At 39.5% G+C, this 18,728-nt stretch carries 11 protein-coding genes, 1 tRNA gene and 1 riboswitch; of the genes, 5 read left to right on the forward strand and 7 right to left on the reverse strand.

Annotated features, from left to right (window positions below):
• Nucleotides 1–161: 161 nt before the first annotated feature.
• From prfH to B3139_RS00570, 6 genes are all read right to left on the reverse strand, one after another.
• Nucleotides 162–788 (reverse strand): peptide chain release factor H, encoded by a 627-nt coding sequence (gene prfH, locus B3139_RS00545; protein WP_293879198.1) that lies wholly within the window; start codon nt 786–788, stop codon nt 162–164.
• A gap of 1 nt (nt 789) precedes the next feature.
• Nucleotides 790–1,734 carry an RtcB family protein gene (locus tag B3139_RS00550; protein ID WP_293879200.1) on the reverse strand — a complete coding sequence of 315 codons (945 nt, stop codon included), beginning with the start codon at nt 1,732–1,734 and terminating at the stop codon, nt 790–792.
• 35 nt (nt 1,735–1,769) lie between these two features.
• Nucleotides 1,770–2,180: an RtcB family protein gene (locus B3139_RS00555; RefSeq protein ID WP_293879202.1), complete on the reverse strand. Its 411-nt coding sequence runs from the start codon at nt 2,178–2,180 to the stop codon at nt 1,770–1,772.
• Nucleotides 2,181–2,714: 534 nt separating this feature from the next.
• The gene (locus B3139_RS00560; protein WP_293879204.1) at nt 2,715–4,028 is read right to left on the reverse strand and encodes a PDZ domain-containing protein; all 1,314 of its coding nucleotides are present in this window, start codon (nt 4,026–4,028) and stop codon (nt 2,715–2,717) included.
• 629 nt (nt 4,029–4,657) lie between these two features.
• Nucleotides 4,658–4,737 (reverse strand) — tRNA-Leu (locus B3139_RS00565).
• Between the two features lie 114 nt (nt 4,738–4,851).
• Nucleotides 4,852–5,589: an SIMPL domain-containing protein gene (locus B3139_RS00570; protein WP_209574356.1), complete on the reverse strand. Its 738-nt coding sequence runs from the start codon at nt 5,587–5,589 to the stop codon at nt 4,852–4,854.
• 94 nt (nt 5,590–5,683) lie between these two features.
• Here B3139_RS00570 and B3139_RS00575 point away from each other — a divergent pair, with 94 nt between their 5' ends.
• Both B3139_RS00575 and B3139_RS00580 read left to right on the forward strand, forming a co-directional pair.
• Nucleotides 5,684–8,491, forward strand: a complete 2,808-nt coding sequence (locus B3139_RS00575; protein WP_293879207.1) for a S9 family peptidase — start codon at nt 5,684–5,686, stop codon at nt 8,489–8,491.
• Nucleotides 8,492–8,665: 174 nt separating this feature from the next.
• On the forward strand, nt 8,666–10,855 hold the full coding sequence (locus tag B3139_RS00580) for a glutamine synthetase III (protein ID WP_293879208.1): 2,190 nt from the start codon (nt 8,666–8,668) through the stop codon (nt 10,853–10,855).
• A gap of 96 nt (nt 10,856–10,951) precedes the next feature.
• Here B3139_RS00580 and B3139_RS00585 read toward each other — a convergent pair whose 3' ends face one another.
• Nucleotides 10,952–13,402, reverse strand: a complete 2,451-nt coding sequence (locus tag B3139_RS00585; RefSeq protein WP_293879210.1) for a TonB-dependent receptor — start codon at nt 13,400–13,402, stop codon at nt 10,952–10,954.
• A gap of 343 nt (nt 13,403–13,745) precedes the next feature.
• On the opposite strand from B3139_RS00585, the gene B3139_RS00590 reads away from it, so the two are divergent.
• The 3 genes from B3139_RS00590 (at nt 13,746) to B3139_RS00600 (ending at nt 18,712) form a co-directional block, all read left to right on the forward strand.
• Nucleotides 13,746–15,773, forward strand: coding sequence for an FUSC family protein (locus B3139_RS00590; RefSeq protein WP_293879212.1), 2,028 nt, complete (start codon nt 13,746–13,748; stop codon nt 15,771–15,773).
• A gap of 180 nt (nt 15,774–15,953) precedes the next feature.
• Nucleotides 15,954–16,066: riboswitch (SAM riboswitch) on the forward strand.
• A gap of 256 nt (nt 16,067–16,322) precedes the next feature.
• On the forward strand, nt 16,323–17,633 hold the full coding sequence (locus B3139_RS00595) for an O-acetylhomoserine aminocarboxypropyltransferase/cysteine synthase family protein (RefSeq protein WP_293879214.1): 1,311 nt from the start codon (nt 16,323–16,325) through the stop codon (nt 17,631–17,633).
• 35 nt (nt 17,634–17,668) lie between these two features.
• A complete protein-coding gene (locus B3139_RS00600; RefSeq protein WP_293879216.1) occupies nt 17,669–18,712 on the forward strand; it encodes a homoserine O-acetyltransferase family protein in 1,044 nt (347 codons plus the stop codon).
• Nucleotides 18,713–18,728 lie beyond the last annotated feature (16 nt).

Here is an 18,728-nt window from a genome sequence, read left to right on the forward strand (position 1 = left end):
AATTAATTTCTAAACGCAAGGTTATTTACAGAAGAAAATACGGCTATAAACAAAAAACACTTCACCTAATTCAAGAAGCCCTGAACATCAGGTTCAAGGCTTCTATTTAAATCCGAATGAACACATGGATCATTGCTTTGTTTATAAATGCACAAAAAAAACTATTTTTCGATAAAATTAGGACCATGAAAAACCCGCTTTGCCTGCCCCCTCTTCACTTCGATTTGATTTTTCCATTTTTGCTCATTGGCCACATTTAACTCCTCACGGCCCAATTCCCTCAAACGCTCCGCTAATCGCAGCAGTGCAATCTCTTTATTCTGCAACTGCGACCTCGTATCCATCACCTGTACACTGATACCGCTAGGAACATGCGTTGCTCTGACTGCTGAACTGAACTTATTAACATGTTGGCCTCCTGCTCCGCTGCTACGCATTGCCTGAAAATAGACATCTTTCAAATGCAGTACATCTTCCTTTGCTACCGGAGAATAGGGTTTTACTTCCACAAACCAATTTTTGCGTTTATGCAAAGGACGAAAGGGACTTTTACAGACCCAACAGACTGTACCAATCCATTTATCCAACAATTGATCCAGATCATTTCCCCTCAGCCGGAAGGTCGAAGAACAGGGAAGTCCATCAATTTCTTCTGTTTCTAATTCTTCGGCTATTGCCCCAACTTTGCTCGCTTCAAGAGTGATGCGGCTAGCGACTAGCCTAACCGCCAAATTACATTCCTTAGGACTTCGTCCTGAGGTAACTTGCAAGTACTTTTCCTCCATCATATTATTTATCCATACGAACGATCTTCGGACTGAATGTACCGAGAACACTAACCAGTTCTTGCTGTAAGTTCATGACCCGATCAATATCTTTGTAAGCTCGCGGTGATTCATCCAATGCCCCACCAATTAAATGCACCCCATGGGTTTCCAGATCTTTCATCATGGCGCTTTTTGTCAGACTGTTTTTACAGGCTGACCTCGACATAACACGCCCAGCTCCATGTGAAGCAGACTGTAAACTTAGTGGGTTTCCCTTCCCCTCCACAATAAATCCTGGCGCTGTCATAGAACCAGGGATTATCCCCAGCACACGATCACCAGCAGGCGTTGCGCCCTTCCGGTGAACGATACATTCTTCACCATTCACAAGTTCCTTCCAGGCGAAATTGTGATGGTTTTCGATCGTTACGATGGGATTACTCCCAAGTGCTTTCGCCAGACGTCGATGAATATCTGCATGACAGGCCTGTGCATATTCTCCCGCCAAATTCATTGCCATCCAATATTCCTGTCCCTCTTGGCTTGCTAAATCCAGCCAGGCCAAATGCTGCACGTGGCGCGGTAAGGGACATTGCTGTGCCGCAAGAGCTGTATAATGTTTAGCGATATGCGCGCCCAGTCCCCGAGAGCCACTATGGGATAAGATTCCCAGATATTGCCCTGGACTTATTCCCCATTCATCCCTCACGGTATGAAGTTCAACTACACCGAATTCGACAAAATGATTACCGCTGCCGGAAGTCCCAAACTGTCTGTACGCTTTACCTAACAGCTCTTTGAGCATCGGAATGTCCTGAAATTCAGCTCTGCTGAAAATAGCGTGATCATGTTTATCACGATGTGTTTCATTTAAACCAAATTTGGTATTTTCCTTCAATATATTTCTAAGTTGAAATTCTCTCCCTTTGAAATAACTACCCGGCAAATCGAATAGCGACAGACTCATCCGACAACCGATATCGACACCTACGCCATATGGTATTACGCATTTTCTACAGCCAGCACACCTCCAATAGGAAGCCCGTAACCCGTATGTGCATCCGGTAGCAATGCACCTTGTCTTGAAATTGGTAATCTCAAAGCATCATACAATTGCCTTTTGGCCTGCTGATCAATTTCATTCTCTCCAAATATGCTAAATGGAGCAGGATGTGAATGCAGTTCCTGCATGCGCAGCTCAACGGGCTTAACCAACCCTTCAGATACTTTGCCCCATATTTTATGCCCCATAAACCGCTCTGGAGCTTCTAACAGCTCCGTAAGTTCAAGAAGAATCGTTGTTTTTTCTTCTTTCTTACGATACCTTGTGATCAGCCCTAAAGCTGTATTAATTACATTATTTTTAGGAAATCCTATTTTAACTAGATCTTTCCCTGATAATTTACTTCCCATTTTTATTAAAAAAATAAACAGTTAACGGTCAATCTGTTCTTGCGAATCAAATTGACAGCATGTTGAAAAAATTCGGGAACATATTTTGGATATAAAACGTTTAATTCTGCGAATCATCCTCCAGCGGCGCGCGCAACATCGCTTCTATCCCTGTGATGTGTACGCACAAAGACACAAAGCGATCATCGCCTATTGCGGTTAGCTCGTTTAATTGAACATCAAATCCGGAAAATAAAAAAAGCCCGAATGAACTTCGGCTTCTTGATTTGTATAAATTGGTTTTCCAAAAGAATTAAGCTACTTGACAATTCATCCTAGCGGATTGAATCTATCAGGATACGCTTATATTTCGAACAATATCTTACATCTTACAAAAAGCACGAAGAATGCTTTCGGCAAATCCATTTGCCTTAAAAGCTTGCTGTGTTATCTTTCTAGCGACCAACATATCTCTTCGTATTTAAAGTGTTAAAATTATAATAATATTGAGCGCAAATATAAGTATATTTAGATAATAAAAAACCAGAAGCTATTTTAATCTACGTTGAATGGAAGAGGATCTTTTAATACAAATTTAAAATCCACTGTATTCCCGCCCCTCATCACACGAAAACGCATCTCCTTACCCTCTTCCGATTTAAAAAGATTATGAATCGACTCCAAAGAAAATGAAGATGCGGACCGACCATTGATCCTTATGACTTTATCATCAGGCAGTAGTCCTGCGATTGCCGCAGGTGACCCCTCACGCACCGTTGCAATCTTATACATATTTCGGAGCACAAAGCGATATTGCACACTATTTCCCATTCTCACCTCTGTACCACCATCTTTTTGAAGGACCACTGGTATTTCTTCTCTTTCGTATTGAATACCATCATGTATAATTTCTAGACCACTCATATTCAAATAATAAAAACGATCAAAATCCTTATTCTTACGGAGATAGATTACTTTATTTGGATAGTCTAAGATGACTTTAAATCGACGCAACAATTCGTTGCCAAGAGAGCCTATCCTTTCACTTACAAATGTCGCATGTTGTAACGAGCTCAACTCAGGATAGGCGACAAGCGGATAATTCATTGTGAACGGACCGAGCTCGAGCGACCGTATTCGATTTCTTTTCCCGTAAATCTCGCCATTAAAGCCTTGCCCAATATAGTCATCGATAAAAGGAGGTTTAATATCGAAATTATTTAACTTCGAAGGTATAAGCATCAAAGCATCGCTATTTCCCATATCAATCAATACTCGGCCATCGATCACGGCATCATCCTGTCTGAAAGCAACTGCAATATAGGGGCGGCTATTTACAATATCCAACGGTAAACATTGCATTTTCTCCAGCCCCTTGGGCCGATTTGTCTTAGGAAATAACGTGATGCGATGTTTTTGGAAATCAATTTCTATCATGTGGTTTTCAAAAAAACGACTTCCCATAATGCCATTTACCTCTACTCCTATGCGAGTAGAGATATCAATATGAGCATTTTGTAGAATGTATATTGGCTGGTCCAAATCTTCATATACACCAGCTATATTTATATGGTTATTAATCGACAAATAACCATCCAGTCCCTCTTCACGACCTAAACCCTGAAATTTGTTGACAAAAACGGCGGTATCGATTGATTTTAATGTCTCGCCAAATATCATAGTTTCCTTTACGCCTGTATCCAAGAGGAAGTTCATCGTATAACCATTCACCAAAACTGGAATGATGACCAAGTTATGTACAAAGAGGAAAGAAAATTTAGCCTGCTTTTTTCCATTCAATACAAAGCCTACTTGCCCCTGAGTGAGGAGAAAGCAGAACAATCCCAGCGATAGAAAAAATACCTTCATTCAAGTTTACATTTGGTATTTCCAATTTAAACAACAAAATTCATATAAAAAAAGGTTTTTAAAAGGCGAAAACTGCCTGAGCAATTTTCAATCTTTTATCGCCAGTTTTTTACCCGAGAAAACGACATGTTGTTGTACCGTATTGCATCTGCCTTTAAATCCTTCCGGACCGGATCCTATCGTATACCTATGTTAATATAAATGCTGGAAACGGAGACAAACCGAGTCTGAAAAAAGTAAAACCAAACCGTTATTGACCATGCTAGAATTGGCATAGTTGCAATTAACTAAGATAACTAATAAAACTAGGATATCCTAATACCAACTTGTACCAAAAAACAATATTTACTTTATATATGGACAGTAATTAGTCACTGCTTATTCAATTCTCACTGAGTCATCACTGAACGAGCACTGAACAAACACTGAACAAGTAGTGACGTAACGGTTAAATTGGTTGCTATTTGATCGCCATCAGGTGTAGCTAAAAAATTAAGAGAAAAAAAGGCAGGGAACTTCGCTTATGTAACAAAAAAGGATCATCTCGGCGTGATCATCGGATGTGATGATTCATTGAAAAAATCCCATAAAACAAAAAAGCCTCTTTACTAAAGTAAAGAGGCTCTGCGTACCCGGAGCCGGAGTCGAACCGGCACGGTTTCCCACTGGTGTTTGAGACCAGCGCGTCTACCAATTCCGCCATCCGGGCATATCCGTTTGGGATGATGCAAAAGTAGGTTTTTTCGTGAAAAAGAGAAAACTTTTTGAATAAATTTACCGTATAAATGAATATAAAGCTGAAATTCAGCCAAATAATTTTCTATCAGTTACTCAGATAACTTGCTCTGACGGTAATATTCGCCGTTTTTTTCCGTGAGGTTGTATTAAACACCCCCCCAGAGGAATATTCTTCGTTATCATTTTGACCAGTTATCTGAAAAATTCCAAGATCGGCCTTTACAAGGTTGCCCAATTCGGCATTCGACTCGGTTGCAATATTATTGGCACGCTGATGTGCATTTTTTGAGGCTTGCGAAATAAGTTCCAATTTCAGATCTTCCAGCTTAGAATAATAATAATTAGGGGTACTTGAACTGAGCTCAATTCCTTTGGAAATTAACGTGGATATCTCTCTTGAGGCATTATCCACCTTGTTCAAATCTTTCGATTCCACACTCACCGTCTGAGACAAAGTATATCCAGAAAAAGTATTGTAACCATTGCCCTTCCCATCGGTATGGTATTCAAAGTCCTTCGCAATGTTGACAGCTTCAAAACGGATCTCGCCGGCTTTCACCCCTTGTTGAACTAAAAATTCCCGAACCAAATCACGATCTGTTGCCAATTGAGCAGAGGCTGCACTCAACTCGAAGTTTTTTCTGCTGAAAGTAGCGCTCCATTTGACCAAATCGGACTCAAAATCCTTTTTGGCATTCCCATTTACGGTGATCGTCTGCATGGATTTGAACTTATATCGGTATGCGGCTCCCACGATCCAGGCAGTGACTACGATTACAAGCCCCAAGATAACTGAAGCAATAATAGAGGATGAAGATTTCATAACCAGTTTTTTATGTTTACGTAACAATGAATATACCAAAAAATCAACGGTTTTTTATTTTTTATAGATAAATTGCGACAAAAAGTATTAAAATATGAATAAGAAAAATATCTGTATTCCATTTTGTTTTCTAGCAGCGTTTGCTGCCCATGCTCAAAAGAAACCGTTGGATCATACAGTATATGATGGTTGGCAAAATATCTCCTCGCCATACATCAGTAAATCAGGTAAATTTATCCTATTTCAAGTCATCCCCCAAGAAGGAGACGGTCAACTTTTTTTAAAAACAAAAGATAGCAAAGAAATCGCTCAAATTCCTAGAGGCTATAATGCGAAGTTAACGGATAATGAAAATAATTTAGTAAGCTTGATCAAAGCCCCGTTTGCAGCCACCCGGGAGGCTAAGATCAAAAAGAAAAAAGCTGAAGATCTTCCCAAAGACTCACTCGGCATTTACAATTTAACAACCTTTGCCCTCGTTAAATTTCCGCAGGTAAAGTCCTATAAAATTTCCGAGCAGAACAATAATTTCGTTTCTTTCCTTTTTGATAAAGAAGTAAGTGAGCAAGCCGCACCAAATGCTGGTTCAAAAAATAAGAACAGTGATAAAAAGAAAAAGACGATTGCAACTCTTGCTTTATACGATTTAAATACTGGAGATTCCGTCCAATTTTCGGCTGTAGATCAGTATGAATGGAACAAAACAGGGTCGAAAATCGTTTTCTCCAAAAAAACAGATACAAAAGACAGCTTATCAAAAGAGTCTGGTGTATACCTTTACGAATTAGCAACCAAAAAGCTCAAAAAGATATCAAATGGAAAAGGCAATTACAAAAATTTCAAGTTTGATGATGCAGGCGATCAGCTCGCTTACTTAGGGGACCTCTCAAATGAAAAAGCATTACTAAAAAATTATAAGCTATATTATTATACAAATGCGATAGATACAGCCCAATATCTTGCAACACAAACCAGCAACGGCATACCTAAAAACTGGGCCGTTAGCGGAGATGGTGAAATCCGTTTTAGTAAAAATGGAGAGAAGTTGTTTTTTGGAATAGCACCAATACCTCGTGTCAAAGATACCACCCTAGTGGATTTCGAGCATGCAAAAGTGGATGTTTGGCATTGGCAAGACGACTACTTACAACCTATGCAGCTGGTAAATCTGAAGAAAGAACTCGCAAGAAACTTCTTGGCGGTCACTTACCCCAAATATAATCGCACGATTATTCCGCTGACAGACAATACGTTTAATTCAACTTCACTTACCCCAGATGCAAACGGGGAATATATCTTGGCGCGAACTGATTTCGGCAAACGAATTGAAAGCCAATGGGAAGGTAGTACACGGGATGACATTTACCTGGTCTCGACGAAAACAGGGAATAAAGAATTAATTCTTTCAAACTTTTCAGGAAATGCGATTTTAAGTCCCGATGCAAAATATATTGTGTTTTTTGATCAGGACAAGCGGACTTGGAACTCCTACCACATCAGTTCAAAGAAAAAGATCGTGCTGAATGACGGCATACCCGCATCGTTCTCCGATGAAGAAAATGATATGCCTACCACTCCACAGGGCTATGGTATGGCTGCCTGGACGCCAGACTATAAGGGGATATACGTCAATTCAAGATATGACATCTGGTATTTTAACTTAGACGGCTCAAGTAAATCTATTTTAACCAATGGTTATGGTGCGGCGTCACAGACAACATTCCGTTACTTGCCTTTTAGACGAGAAGAAGACCGCAACCAAGCCACAACACTTGACTATAAAAAGGGCGGCTATCTGACATCCTTCAACAACAAGACTAAAGAATCGGGTTTTTACCAGTTCAAAGGACAACGCAATGACCCAAAAAGCCTCCTGATTGCGCCTAAATCTTTCAAGAACATTAGTGCCTCCGCAGATCAAAAAACCATCCTTTACAGTAAGGAGGATTATATAATGTCTCCCAACCTCTATACAAATACCGCAAAATTCAACGATGAATTACAGTTATCCAATATAAACCAGCAACAGGCTAATTATAATTGGGGTACAGCAGAATTGGTTCACTGGACCACGCCTGAAGGCAATCAAGCGGAAGGTATTCTGTATAAACCGGAAAATTTTGATCCGGCAAAAAAATATCCGATCATCGCTTATTTTTACGAAAAGCTCTCCAATGGTCTATACACCTATCAGGCTCCTGCACCTACCCCTTCGCGTTTAAACATCCCTTATTTCGTTAGTAACGAATATTTGGTCTTCGCACCAAACATCAGTTACAAAGCCGGGCACCCTGGCAAATCGGCGGAAGAATACATTAATTCGGGCATGAAATACCTGGCTCAAAACAGCTGGGTCGATAGTACGAAAATGGGAATCCAAGGACAAAGCTGGGGCGGCTATCAAGTGGCACATCTGATTACACGGACGAATATGTATGCGGCAGCCTGGACTGGGGCTCCTGTCGTCAATATGACCTCGGCCTATGGCGGAATACGCTGGCAAAGCGGCATGTCACGTCAATTTCAATACGAACATACACAAAGTCGTATCGGTAAAACGCTATGGGAAGCACCAGAACTCTATATTGAAAATTCACCATTATTCCATTTAGATCAAGTAAATACTCCCGTTGTTATCATGGCAAATGACAATGATGGTGCTGTGCCATGGTATCAAGGGATTGAAATGTTTACCGCATTGCGCCGATTGAAAAAACCTGTATGGATGTTGAATTACAATGGTGACGAGCACAATCTGATGCTGCCACAAAACAGAAAAGATATACAAATTCGAGAGCAGCAGTTCTTCGACCATTTTCTAAAAGGAGCCCCTGCACCCAATTGGATGAAGAAAGGGATTCCAGCCACGGAAAAAGGAATAGACTGGGGACTTGAATTCTAGCACAAAACAATAAAAAGGTGTGATTTTTAAAAATCACACCTTTTTTAATAGCTAAAAACTCTATTTCCCAAATTATTTTTAAAAAAAACATCAAAAAAATTTCAATTTTTAACAAAAACACGATATTTTTGAAAAACAAAATCAACAAAACTGTAATTTAACTACAAAATACAAATGTCGAACCTAAGATTCAAAGCAGTAGAAGCAGCTGGCTCACGCCAAATCGCTTCATTTGAAAAAGTTGAAACTAAAAAAGCAACTGACATCTACGGAAAGAATGTTTTTTCCGTAAACAAAATGAAAGACTACCTTCCTAAAAATTCATATAAGGAGTTAGTTGCATCCATTGAGGAGGGCCAAATTATTTCAAGAGATTTAGCTGAGCATATCTCACAAGCGATGAAAACTTGGGCACTTAATCACGGTGTTTCACATTACACACACTGGTTTCAACCCCTAACTGGTTCGACTGCTGAAAAACACGATGCATTCTTTGAACCTGATGAAAACGGTGAAGCAATTGAAAAATTTACAGCTGACGCATTAGTTCAACAAGAACCAGATGCATCGTCATTTCCGAATGGTGGTATCCGCAACACGTTTGAAGCTAGAGGTTATACTGCTTGGGATCCATCTTCTCCAGCTTTCATCTATGAAACAGGAGCTGGTAAAACACTCTGTATTCCTACGGTTTTTGTTTCTTATACAGGAGAATCATTAGACTATAAAGCACCTTTGTTAAAAGCTATCAATGCCGTTGATAAAGCAGCAACTGATGTCGCTCAATATTTTGATAAATCTGTTACCAAAGTCAATGCCTCTTTAGGTATTGAACAAGAATATTTTTTGGTCGACCTTTCTTTATATAATGCTCGTCCAGACCTTCAATTAACTGGCCGTACGTTATTTGGACACATGTCTGCTAAAGGGCAGCAATTGGAAGATCATTATTTCGGTGCCATTCCAGAACGCGTATTGGCTTACATGGTGGATTTGGAAAATGAAGCTTTAAAATTAGGTATTCCATTAAAAACTCGTCACAACGAGGTTGCTCCGTCGCAATTTGAGTGTGCGCCAATGTATGAAGAGATCAACTTGGCAATCGACCACAACCAATTGTTAATGAACCTCATGGAGCAAGTAGCTTTACGACATAACTTTAAAGTATTGTTACATGAAAAACCATACTCTGGTGTTAATGGATCGGGTAAACACAACAACTGGTCTCTCATCACAAATACAGGTATAAACTTATTGTCTCCGGGTAAAACTCCAAAGAATAATTTGATGTTTTTGACTTTCTTTGTCAACACCATCAAAGCCGTTTATGAATATGCTGATTTAATGCGCGCTTCTATTGCGAGCGCAAGCAACGACCACCGTTTGGGTGCAAACGAAGCTCCTCCAGCAATTATTTCAATTTTCTTAGGTTCTCAATTGGATGAACTTCTTGAAGAAGTTGAATCGGCCCGCGTCGCTAAAAAAGTGAAAGCAGAGGCGAATTTATGGCATGGAATTCCTAAAGTTCCTGAATTAAAATTAGACAATACAGACCGTAATCGTACATCGCCATTTGCTTTCACCGGTAACAAATTTGAATTTCGCGCGGTCGGTTCTTCGGCAAACTCCGCTTTACCAATGACGGTATTGAATGCAATCGTTGCTGCACAGTTGATCGAGTTCAAAACAGAAGTTGATAAACAAATCAAAAAAGGCACTAAAAAAGATCTCGCGATCTTAAACGTAGTCCGCAAATACATCAAAGATTCAAAAGCGATCCGTTTTGAAGGTAATGGATATAGTGAGGACTGGGAAAAAGAAGCCGAAGCTCGCGGTCTTTCGAACATCAAATCTACACCTAGAGCGCTTGACGTATATGTTAAAGAGGAATCTTTGGCATTGTTTGAGTCGCTCGGTATCTACACAAAACGTGAATCAGAAGCTCGTCATGAGATTTTACTGGAAAACTTCTACAAAAAATTACAGATTGAAGCTCGTGTGATCGAAGAAATGGTTAACAACCAAATCGCTCCTGCGTGTTTCATTTATCAAAATGAATTGATTGAAAACGTCAAAGGATTAAAAGACCTTGGTCTTGCTGCTGCGTCGTTCAGTTCTCAATTGAATTTTGTAGAACGTATATCATCACATGTTAATACCATCTTGGAACAAGCTGAAGCGATGCGCCAAGAACGTAAAAAAGCAAATCAAATCGAAGACGTTCGTGAAAGATCAATCGCGTATGATGAATTGGTTAAACCTTACTTTGATGTCATTCGTTATCATGTCAACAAATTGGAGAAAATTGTTGATGATAAAAAATGGCCTCTACCGAAATTAAGAGAAATCTTATTTTTAAGCTAAGATAACTTCCCTAAAACAAAAAGAGCCNNGGCTCTTTTTGTTTTAGGGAAACGTTCGCTATATCTTGCTCCTTATCTCCCCTTACAACAGTAGCTCCTATTTTTTTAATCGATTATCTTCATCATTGTTACCAGCCTTCTTATTGACTGACTTAATATTCATATTACCAAAACGATAAGAGACTGACAATCGGATAACCCGACTATCATATCCATTTCGTATACGATAGTATCCATTTTCCTGATAACTCGACAATCTGCGCTGACCTCTTGTATTCAACACATCATTTACAGCCAACTTCACATTCAATTTTTTGTCAAGAAATGTTTTTCCAGCACCTAGATCGATACCATAGTAAGACTGAAAACTAAATACCCCATAAACTGCTGGCGAAAAATAATTGGCTGTCAGCTCCAGATTTGTTGTTTTCCCAATTCGAATATCATGATTGGAACTTACCTGGAAAGATAACTTTTCCAATTGGCGTTGCGCTCCGGAGTGTTCATCCAAACTAAACTTATTGTAAAAAGCGCTGGAATTGTTAGAAATACTCCACCATTTGAAAAGCTTAATGGGTATATTGACATTCATATTGTAATAATCAAAATAAGCCAGGTTTCGGTCTGTCTGTGCAATAGCTTTGGTCTCCGAATTGCTTTCTATGACCTGAGTGATGGCATCGTTAGTCCTTTTGTAGCCCAAACTCAATAAATAGCGTTCTTTAAAGGTATAATTTACTTCATACGAATTGGTATATTGTGGATTTAAATAAGGGTTGCCATACTGATACGTGTATTGATCCAAATAATACACAAATGGATTCAATGCCCCATAATCAGGGCGGTCAATACGTCTGCTATAACTCGCACCAAGCTTATGATCATCATTTATCTGTTGCTGTACAAATATTGACGGGAAAAAATCAGTATAGGAACGTTCTGTTTGTTGCTCAAGCGTCACCGAGTTTCCCAGGGAGCTCGTATTTTCAACACGCAGTCCAGTTTGTACCGAAAATTTTCCGAACGATTTATTTAGGCTGAAATAAGCTGCAGCTATATTTTCATTATACAAAAACTGATTACTTTGACCATTATTTTGCACGAACTCGCCTTGCTGATCCTGATCTTCGTACAACAAATTATTATCTGTTTTTACACGGCTATATTTTAAGCCCGCCTCAAGTTTCGTCGTTTTATTAAAGGGATGCACAAAATCGGTTTTAAAAACTAATATGTTTGTCTTAGAAAGCATATCATTGCGGAAAATATTCGGTGATTTAAATTCCTCCCAATTTGCGTCCAGAAAACGGTTTCCAACGGTGCTATTGTCATTATTTTTCGAATATGAATAATCTCCATTAATGGTCAATTCAGTCCCTAAAGTATCAAATGTCTTTTTGTAGTTAAGATTATAAGTGAAGTAATGGTATTTAAAATCTGACAAATTGCTTCCTAATACAATCGAATCAAGCTTACCTTTTTGAGAGGCGATCAGATTACTTCCCGCGCGTGTTGAATGGCCATTACTTACGTTACCGTTAACCACAAATCCAATGACCTCCTCTTTTCCTAGGTTAAAATCTCCCGCAAATTTGAAATTGTGGCCTCGATAACGGAATTTCGAATAAGAATCCGAATTAAAAAAAGTCGTCCCGGTTTTGGTATCTACAGCTCTATCGATATCTAAATCATTAAATCCTAAGGCAGTTGCGTAGTTATAAGAAGAAAATAAGTTCACCCAATTGTTACGATGGTTTATTAGAAAGCCACCATCCGCCTTTGTATATTTACCTTGCCCTAAATTGAGGTTTAAACTAACATTACTTCCAAATTGCGTATTCTTCTTTGTCTTAATATTAATAATTCCTGCATTCCCTGCGGCATCGTATTTTGCGGGTGGATTGGTGAGTACCTCGATCGACGCTATTGCATTGGAAGCCGTATTTTCCAATAATCGCGATACTTCATCCGCAGAAAGATAAGTAGGCTTACCATCAATCATGATAATCACATTACTTTTTCCACGCAGATTGATCTTTTTGTTATCTAAAGTTACTCCTGGAACCTTTTGCAGGAGCTCCAATGCGTTATTCCCTGTTGCCAAAATACTGTTTTCGACATTGAGTACAACTTTATCGAGATGACTTTCAATCAATGGCTTCTTACCGATCACCTGCGCCTCACTCAACACTTTACTTTCCACCTGTAAACGAATCGTATCCAGCATCTTGAGATCTCCCGTAATTACGACCATTTCAGCAGAATGATAAACAGCATACCCTACCGTGGACACACGTAGGCTATACTTGCCCTCGGGGATCGCAGACAACACAATTTCTCCATTTTCGTTGGATAAAGTTCCCTTTAATAAGATATCATTGGGCTTCCGAAATAGTGAAATATTTGCAGCCACAATAGGCTGGTTGTCTTGTCCAACAACGACTGTATGTAATCTTACCCCGTCAGACTGTGCTGAAACGGGTCCGGCAATAGAAAACAGGACTAAAAAAAGTGAAAATAAGAGCAATTTAATTTTTTGTGGTTTCATAATGTAGTTTCTTTAGGCTATCGATTAGATAGTCAACTTCATAATAATGACAACAAACCTCGTATATTCATTACACATTGACTAGTAGAAATAGATAGATCGTCCGATTCACTCGGTAGACAGCCAAATAACATCGGTAAACCATATCCTTCACTGATCGATGCTAAAGCCGGGAAAATCATCCCAGCTAATCTTGAATCTCCAAGAAGCACAGCGCAAGAAAAGCACATCGAATCAAAATAAAAATTCAAAAAATAAACAAAATTCAAAACAAATAAAATGTATAATACAAATATTAAGCATAATATTTGTATTTTTACGGCGAAAATTAGTAAACTGATTGATGAGCATTGAATCATTAAAGAAAAGATTCTACCTTTTTTATATCCATATTATCCGATTCATCCAGGGAGAACATACTGGCGATGCTTTGCGCAATGTATCTATCAGCATTTTGCCGAGTTTGGCGATCTATCTGTTGGGTGCACCAGCAAACGCAGCCATCGGTATTGGGGTGGGATCATTATTGACTACATTAACCGATCCTCCAGGTAATCGGAAAGATAAATTTTCTTCCGCTCTTGTTTGTATTCCCACTTTCTTTATTGCTTCGCTTCTTACAGCCTTTCTTTTTCCTTATCATTGGCCGCTGGTTATTTTATTGAGTTTCGCAGGCTTTATCTGCACTTTTTACGGGGTTTTAGGCCCCCGTTATGCCGCAATTGGGAACATGACATTGATTCTGATGAGCTTTGTCATCGGCATGGCCCCTCAACATCCGCTTTCAGTGAGCTTACAAATTACTGCAGGCGCCAGCATCTATTATTTCTTTAGTCTATTGCAGGCTTACATACAACCCTATCGCTCTTTAAAACACGCCATGGCCAATGGGTTTCGCGGTTTATCTCAATTTCTATTGATACGTTCTGAATCTTACGATCCGGATATTCCGCTGGACTTGACTTACAGCCGCGTCGGAAAAATTTATGGTCAGATCAGTGAACAACAGGAGCAAATCAGATCCCTCTTATTCAGGGAAGAAAAAATCATAAGCCAACGCTGGCACAAAAGCAACTATTGGCTTAGTCAGGTCTATGGATTAATTGATTTACACGAATTAATTATTGCATTGGATCATGACTATGATGCCATTCGAAAAAATTTGCTGGATACCGGTAGCCTTCCCATAATTCGTCGTAGCATAACATTACTGGCCTTGGAAATCGATAGTTTTTCGCAGCCTAATAAAAGGTTTCGCTATGCAGAGCAGCGCTACGATAACCACAGTAAAATCAATGCGCTGTTGTTGGATCTAAAGGAGATTCAAGAACAACAGACTGCCCCAGCAGATGGTATTCTCGCTTCCATCATCCGTAATATTGAAGCTATTATTGAAGTTCTCAAACGGATTCAAGTTGCTTTTTATCAAAATCAAGAAATCAAAAACAAAATTGACACCAATGAGTATCAGCAATTTATCAATCGTCCTTTGCGTAATTTAAGTGATATCAAGAGCAGACTCAATCTCCATAATCCAATTTTCCGTTTTGCACTCCGGATGGCCGTTCTCTTCGGAACAGGCGCATTGATCGGCATTTCTTTCTTGGATTTTAAATATACTTATTGGATCTTACTCACTATTGCCATCGTTGCGAGACCTGCATTTTCAATGACCAAAACACGCAATATAGAACGCATACTAGGTACACTTTCGGGAATTGCCGTCGGAATACTCTGTTTGGTCTCCATTGACTTTCTGCCCGTTCTTCTTCAAATTGCCGCTATTGGATTATTTGGATTCTTCCTATTCAACCGATCAAATTATATGGTCAGTGTGATCTTTATTACGCTAGGCATAGTCATCGCATTAAACTTATTTGAAGGAAATATTAATATCATTTTAGGCAGTAGAATAATTTTTACTTTAGTTGGTGCGCTGCTGGCAATAGCGGGCTATTTTTTGATACCCGTACGCCAAAGCACGAGCATGGTCCACTTGGCAAAAGAGGTCGCATTATATAACCACCATTATTTTCAAATTATCAACAAACGCCTATCTGATGATCTGCAAAGTTCGTTCGACATTCGACTGGCTCGGAAAAAAGCACAGACTGCCATGGCTCTCTTTTCCGATGCGATCAATCAAATGAAGAAGGAACCTGAACACAAGTGGGTAGACTGGTCCCATATCCATCATTTTCAAGCACTCTCCTATCGCATCAATTCGCATTTGGTTGGTCTCTCCATATCGTTAGGTAGAAAAGCGAATCACGACATACAACAGGGTATCCACTGCAGAATTGATGCTTTAAAACCCCTTTTAACCGACTTAGATCAGCTGGCAGAAAATATCAACTTAAGAAAACCATAAAGGCAAGCTATGTATTTATGTATCAATATTGAATAACAAATATGCGATTACAGCTCCCGAAGTAACGCTCTTTTAAGTAAAAAAAACGTATTTCTTTTGCTTTAATAAAAAAGAAGTTTATATTTGTGTCGTCTTCGAAAGAAGATTTCTAATCAACACCTTCCTTAATCAGTAGGTCTTGATTTATAAAGAAGTGGCGAGAGACTGGCTCAATGACCCACTGGCAACCTTCAATTTGCTTGAAAAGGTGCCAATTCCTGTCCAAAATAATATCGTTTTGGAGCATATAAATGATATAAGACAATGCTTATTAAATTACTGAAATCCATTAAAAATTCAGGTTCAATACAACTGAACCTTGCGAACAGCAAAAGTGTACTACATCGTAAAAAAGTATCGATGCGAATGCGTATGCATACACACTTCCCTGCTTGTTAAAAATCATTTCCTTTTTCTTGGATAACGATTTGACAGACCTTCCAAGTAGGTGTGTATGCTTCTCTTTTACCTTTACAAATTCTTTTTTGAAACCTTAAAATCTGATCTATTATGTCTTCTAACAAAAATTTGAAATTCGAAACACTACAGGTTCATGCTGGCCAAGTCGCTGATCCTACCACAGGATCCAGAGCAGTTCCTATATATCAAACAACATCTTTTGTCTTTGAAAATGCAGAACATGGGGCCAATCTATTCGCATTAAAACAGTTTGGAAACATTTATACCCGGATCATGAATCCAACTACGGATGTATTTGAACAACGGATTGCAGCTTTAGAAGGTGGTGTTTCCGCAGTCGCAGTTGCATCTGGTCAGGCAGCGCAGTTTATTGCATTAAATAATATTCTTGAAAGCGGTGACAATTTCGTTGCAGGGTCCAACTTATATGGAGGTACATTCAATCAATTCAAAGTTGCATTTAAACGGCTAGGTATTGAAGCTCGTTTTGCCACCGATGCTGAAGCTGATAAAATAGAAGCGCTCATTGACGATAAAACTAAGGCAATCTATGTCGAGACAATAGGGAACCCAAGCTTCAATATTCCTGATTTTGAAAAAATTGCCGCTGTAGCCAAAAAATACGATTTGCCATTAATTGTTGACAACACATTTGGAGCTGGGGGTTATTTATTTAAACCTTTAGAGTATGGCGCAAATGTGGTCGTTGAATCGGCAACGAAATGGATTGGTGGGCATGGAACAAGCATTGGCGGCGTCATCGTTGATGGAGGTAACTATAACTGGGGAAATGGGAAGTACCCACAATTTTCTGAACCATCTGAGGGCTATCACGGATTGGTCTTTTCAGATATTTTTGGTGAAAATGGCCCATTTGGCAATATACAATTTGCAATTCGCGCGCGTGTAGAGGGATTGAGAGATTTTGGACCAGCACTCTCTCCTTTCAATTCATTCTTGTTGTTACAAGGCCTTGAAACATTGTCTTTACGTGTACAACGGCATGTCGACAACACGTTGGAAATCGCTAGATGGCTTGAGGCCCACCCTCAGGTAGAAAAGGTAAATTATCCAGGATTAAAAAGCTCTCCAAGTTTCGCTAATGCGCAAAAATATCTTAAAAATGGGTACGGCGCAGTGCTTTCTTTCCAGCTAAAGGGCGATGCAGCACAGAAAGCCAATGACTTTATCGACAGTTTAGAATTAATCAGTCATTTAGCTAATGTAGGCGATACTAAATCGCTGATTATTCATCCAGCCGCAACGACCCACCAACAATTGAGTGACGAAGATCAAGCGCATGCGGGTGTGTTCAAAGGACTATTGCGCCTGTCAGTGGGAATAGAACATATTGATGACATCAAAGCAGATTTACAGCAAGCTTTTGATAAAATCAACTAATTAGACTTTAGTCGGCTATAAAATTTAAATGTAAAATGAGTAAGCATATTTATCTGCACCCGAAGCCTTTTGTATTTGAAAATGGACGAGAGCTTACTGATTTACAAATCAGTTATGAGACGTTTGGCAAACTTAATCCAGATCGCAGCAATGTGATCTGGGTATGTCATGCCCTAACGGCCAATGCGAACGTCTTGGATTGGTGGCCGGGCCTTTTTGGAACCGATGACTTATTTGACCCGAGCGACTATTATATCATCTGCGCCAACGTCATTGGGTCGGCCTATAGCAGTAGCAACCCATTGTCTATTAACCCATCCACTGGGCACCCCTATTATCTATCATTTCCGGAGTTTACGGTAAAAGATTTGGCCTGTGCACACCAATTTCTTACTGACCATCTGGAAATCAAGCGTATTAACGTTCTGATCGGGGGCTCATTAGGGGGGCAGCAGGCATTGGAATGGGCGGCGTCCAACACAATCGCAATCGATCATTTAATCGTCGTTGGCACAAATGCTGTTCATTCACCATGGGGTATTGCATTCAATGAGAGCCAACGCCTTGCCATTACAACCGACCGCACCTTTTATGCCAACCATCCTGATGGCGGTGCTAAGGGACTAAAGGTGGCACGTTCAATGGCATTGCTGTCGTACCGTAATTATACAACCTATAGTAATACGCAGAGCGAAAATGATAATAATAAGCTAGGCGACTACAAAGCGTCATCTTATCAAAACTATCAGGGGGAAAAATTAGTAAACCGCTACAATGCTTACAGCTATTATTTCCTGACTAAAGCAATGGATAGCCACAATTTGGGGCGCGGTAGATTGTCTATTGAATCTGCATTAGCAAGCATTAGCTGTCCAACATTGGTATTAAGTGTCAATACAGATTTATTGTTTCCTCCACAAGAGCAACAATTCATAGCACAGCATATTCCCAATGCTCGTTATGAAGAGATTGAATCAACCTATGGTCATGACGGCTTTTTAATCGAAACAACAAAACTAACGGAAACTATTAGCCACTTTCTGAGAGCGGAGAAAGCATGTGTTCCTGAATTAGTATAAGAGATTGAACAATATA

The organism is Sphingobacterium sp. UBA1498 (assembly GCF_002325125.1).
Taxonomy (GTDB): Bacteria; Bacteroidota; Bacteroidia; order Sphingobacteriales; family Sphingobacteriaceae; genus Sphingobacterium.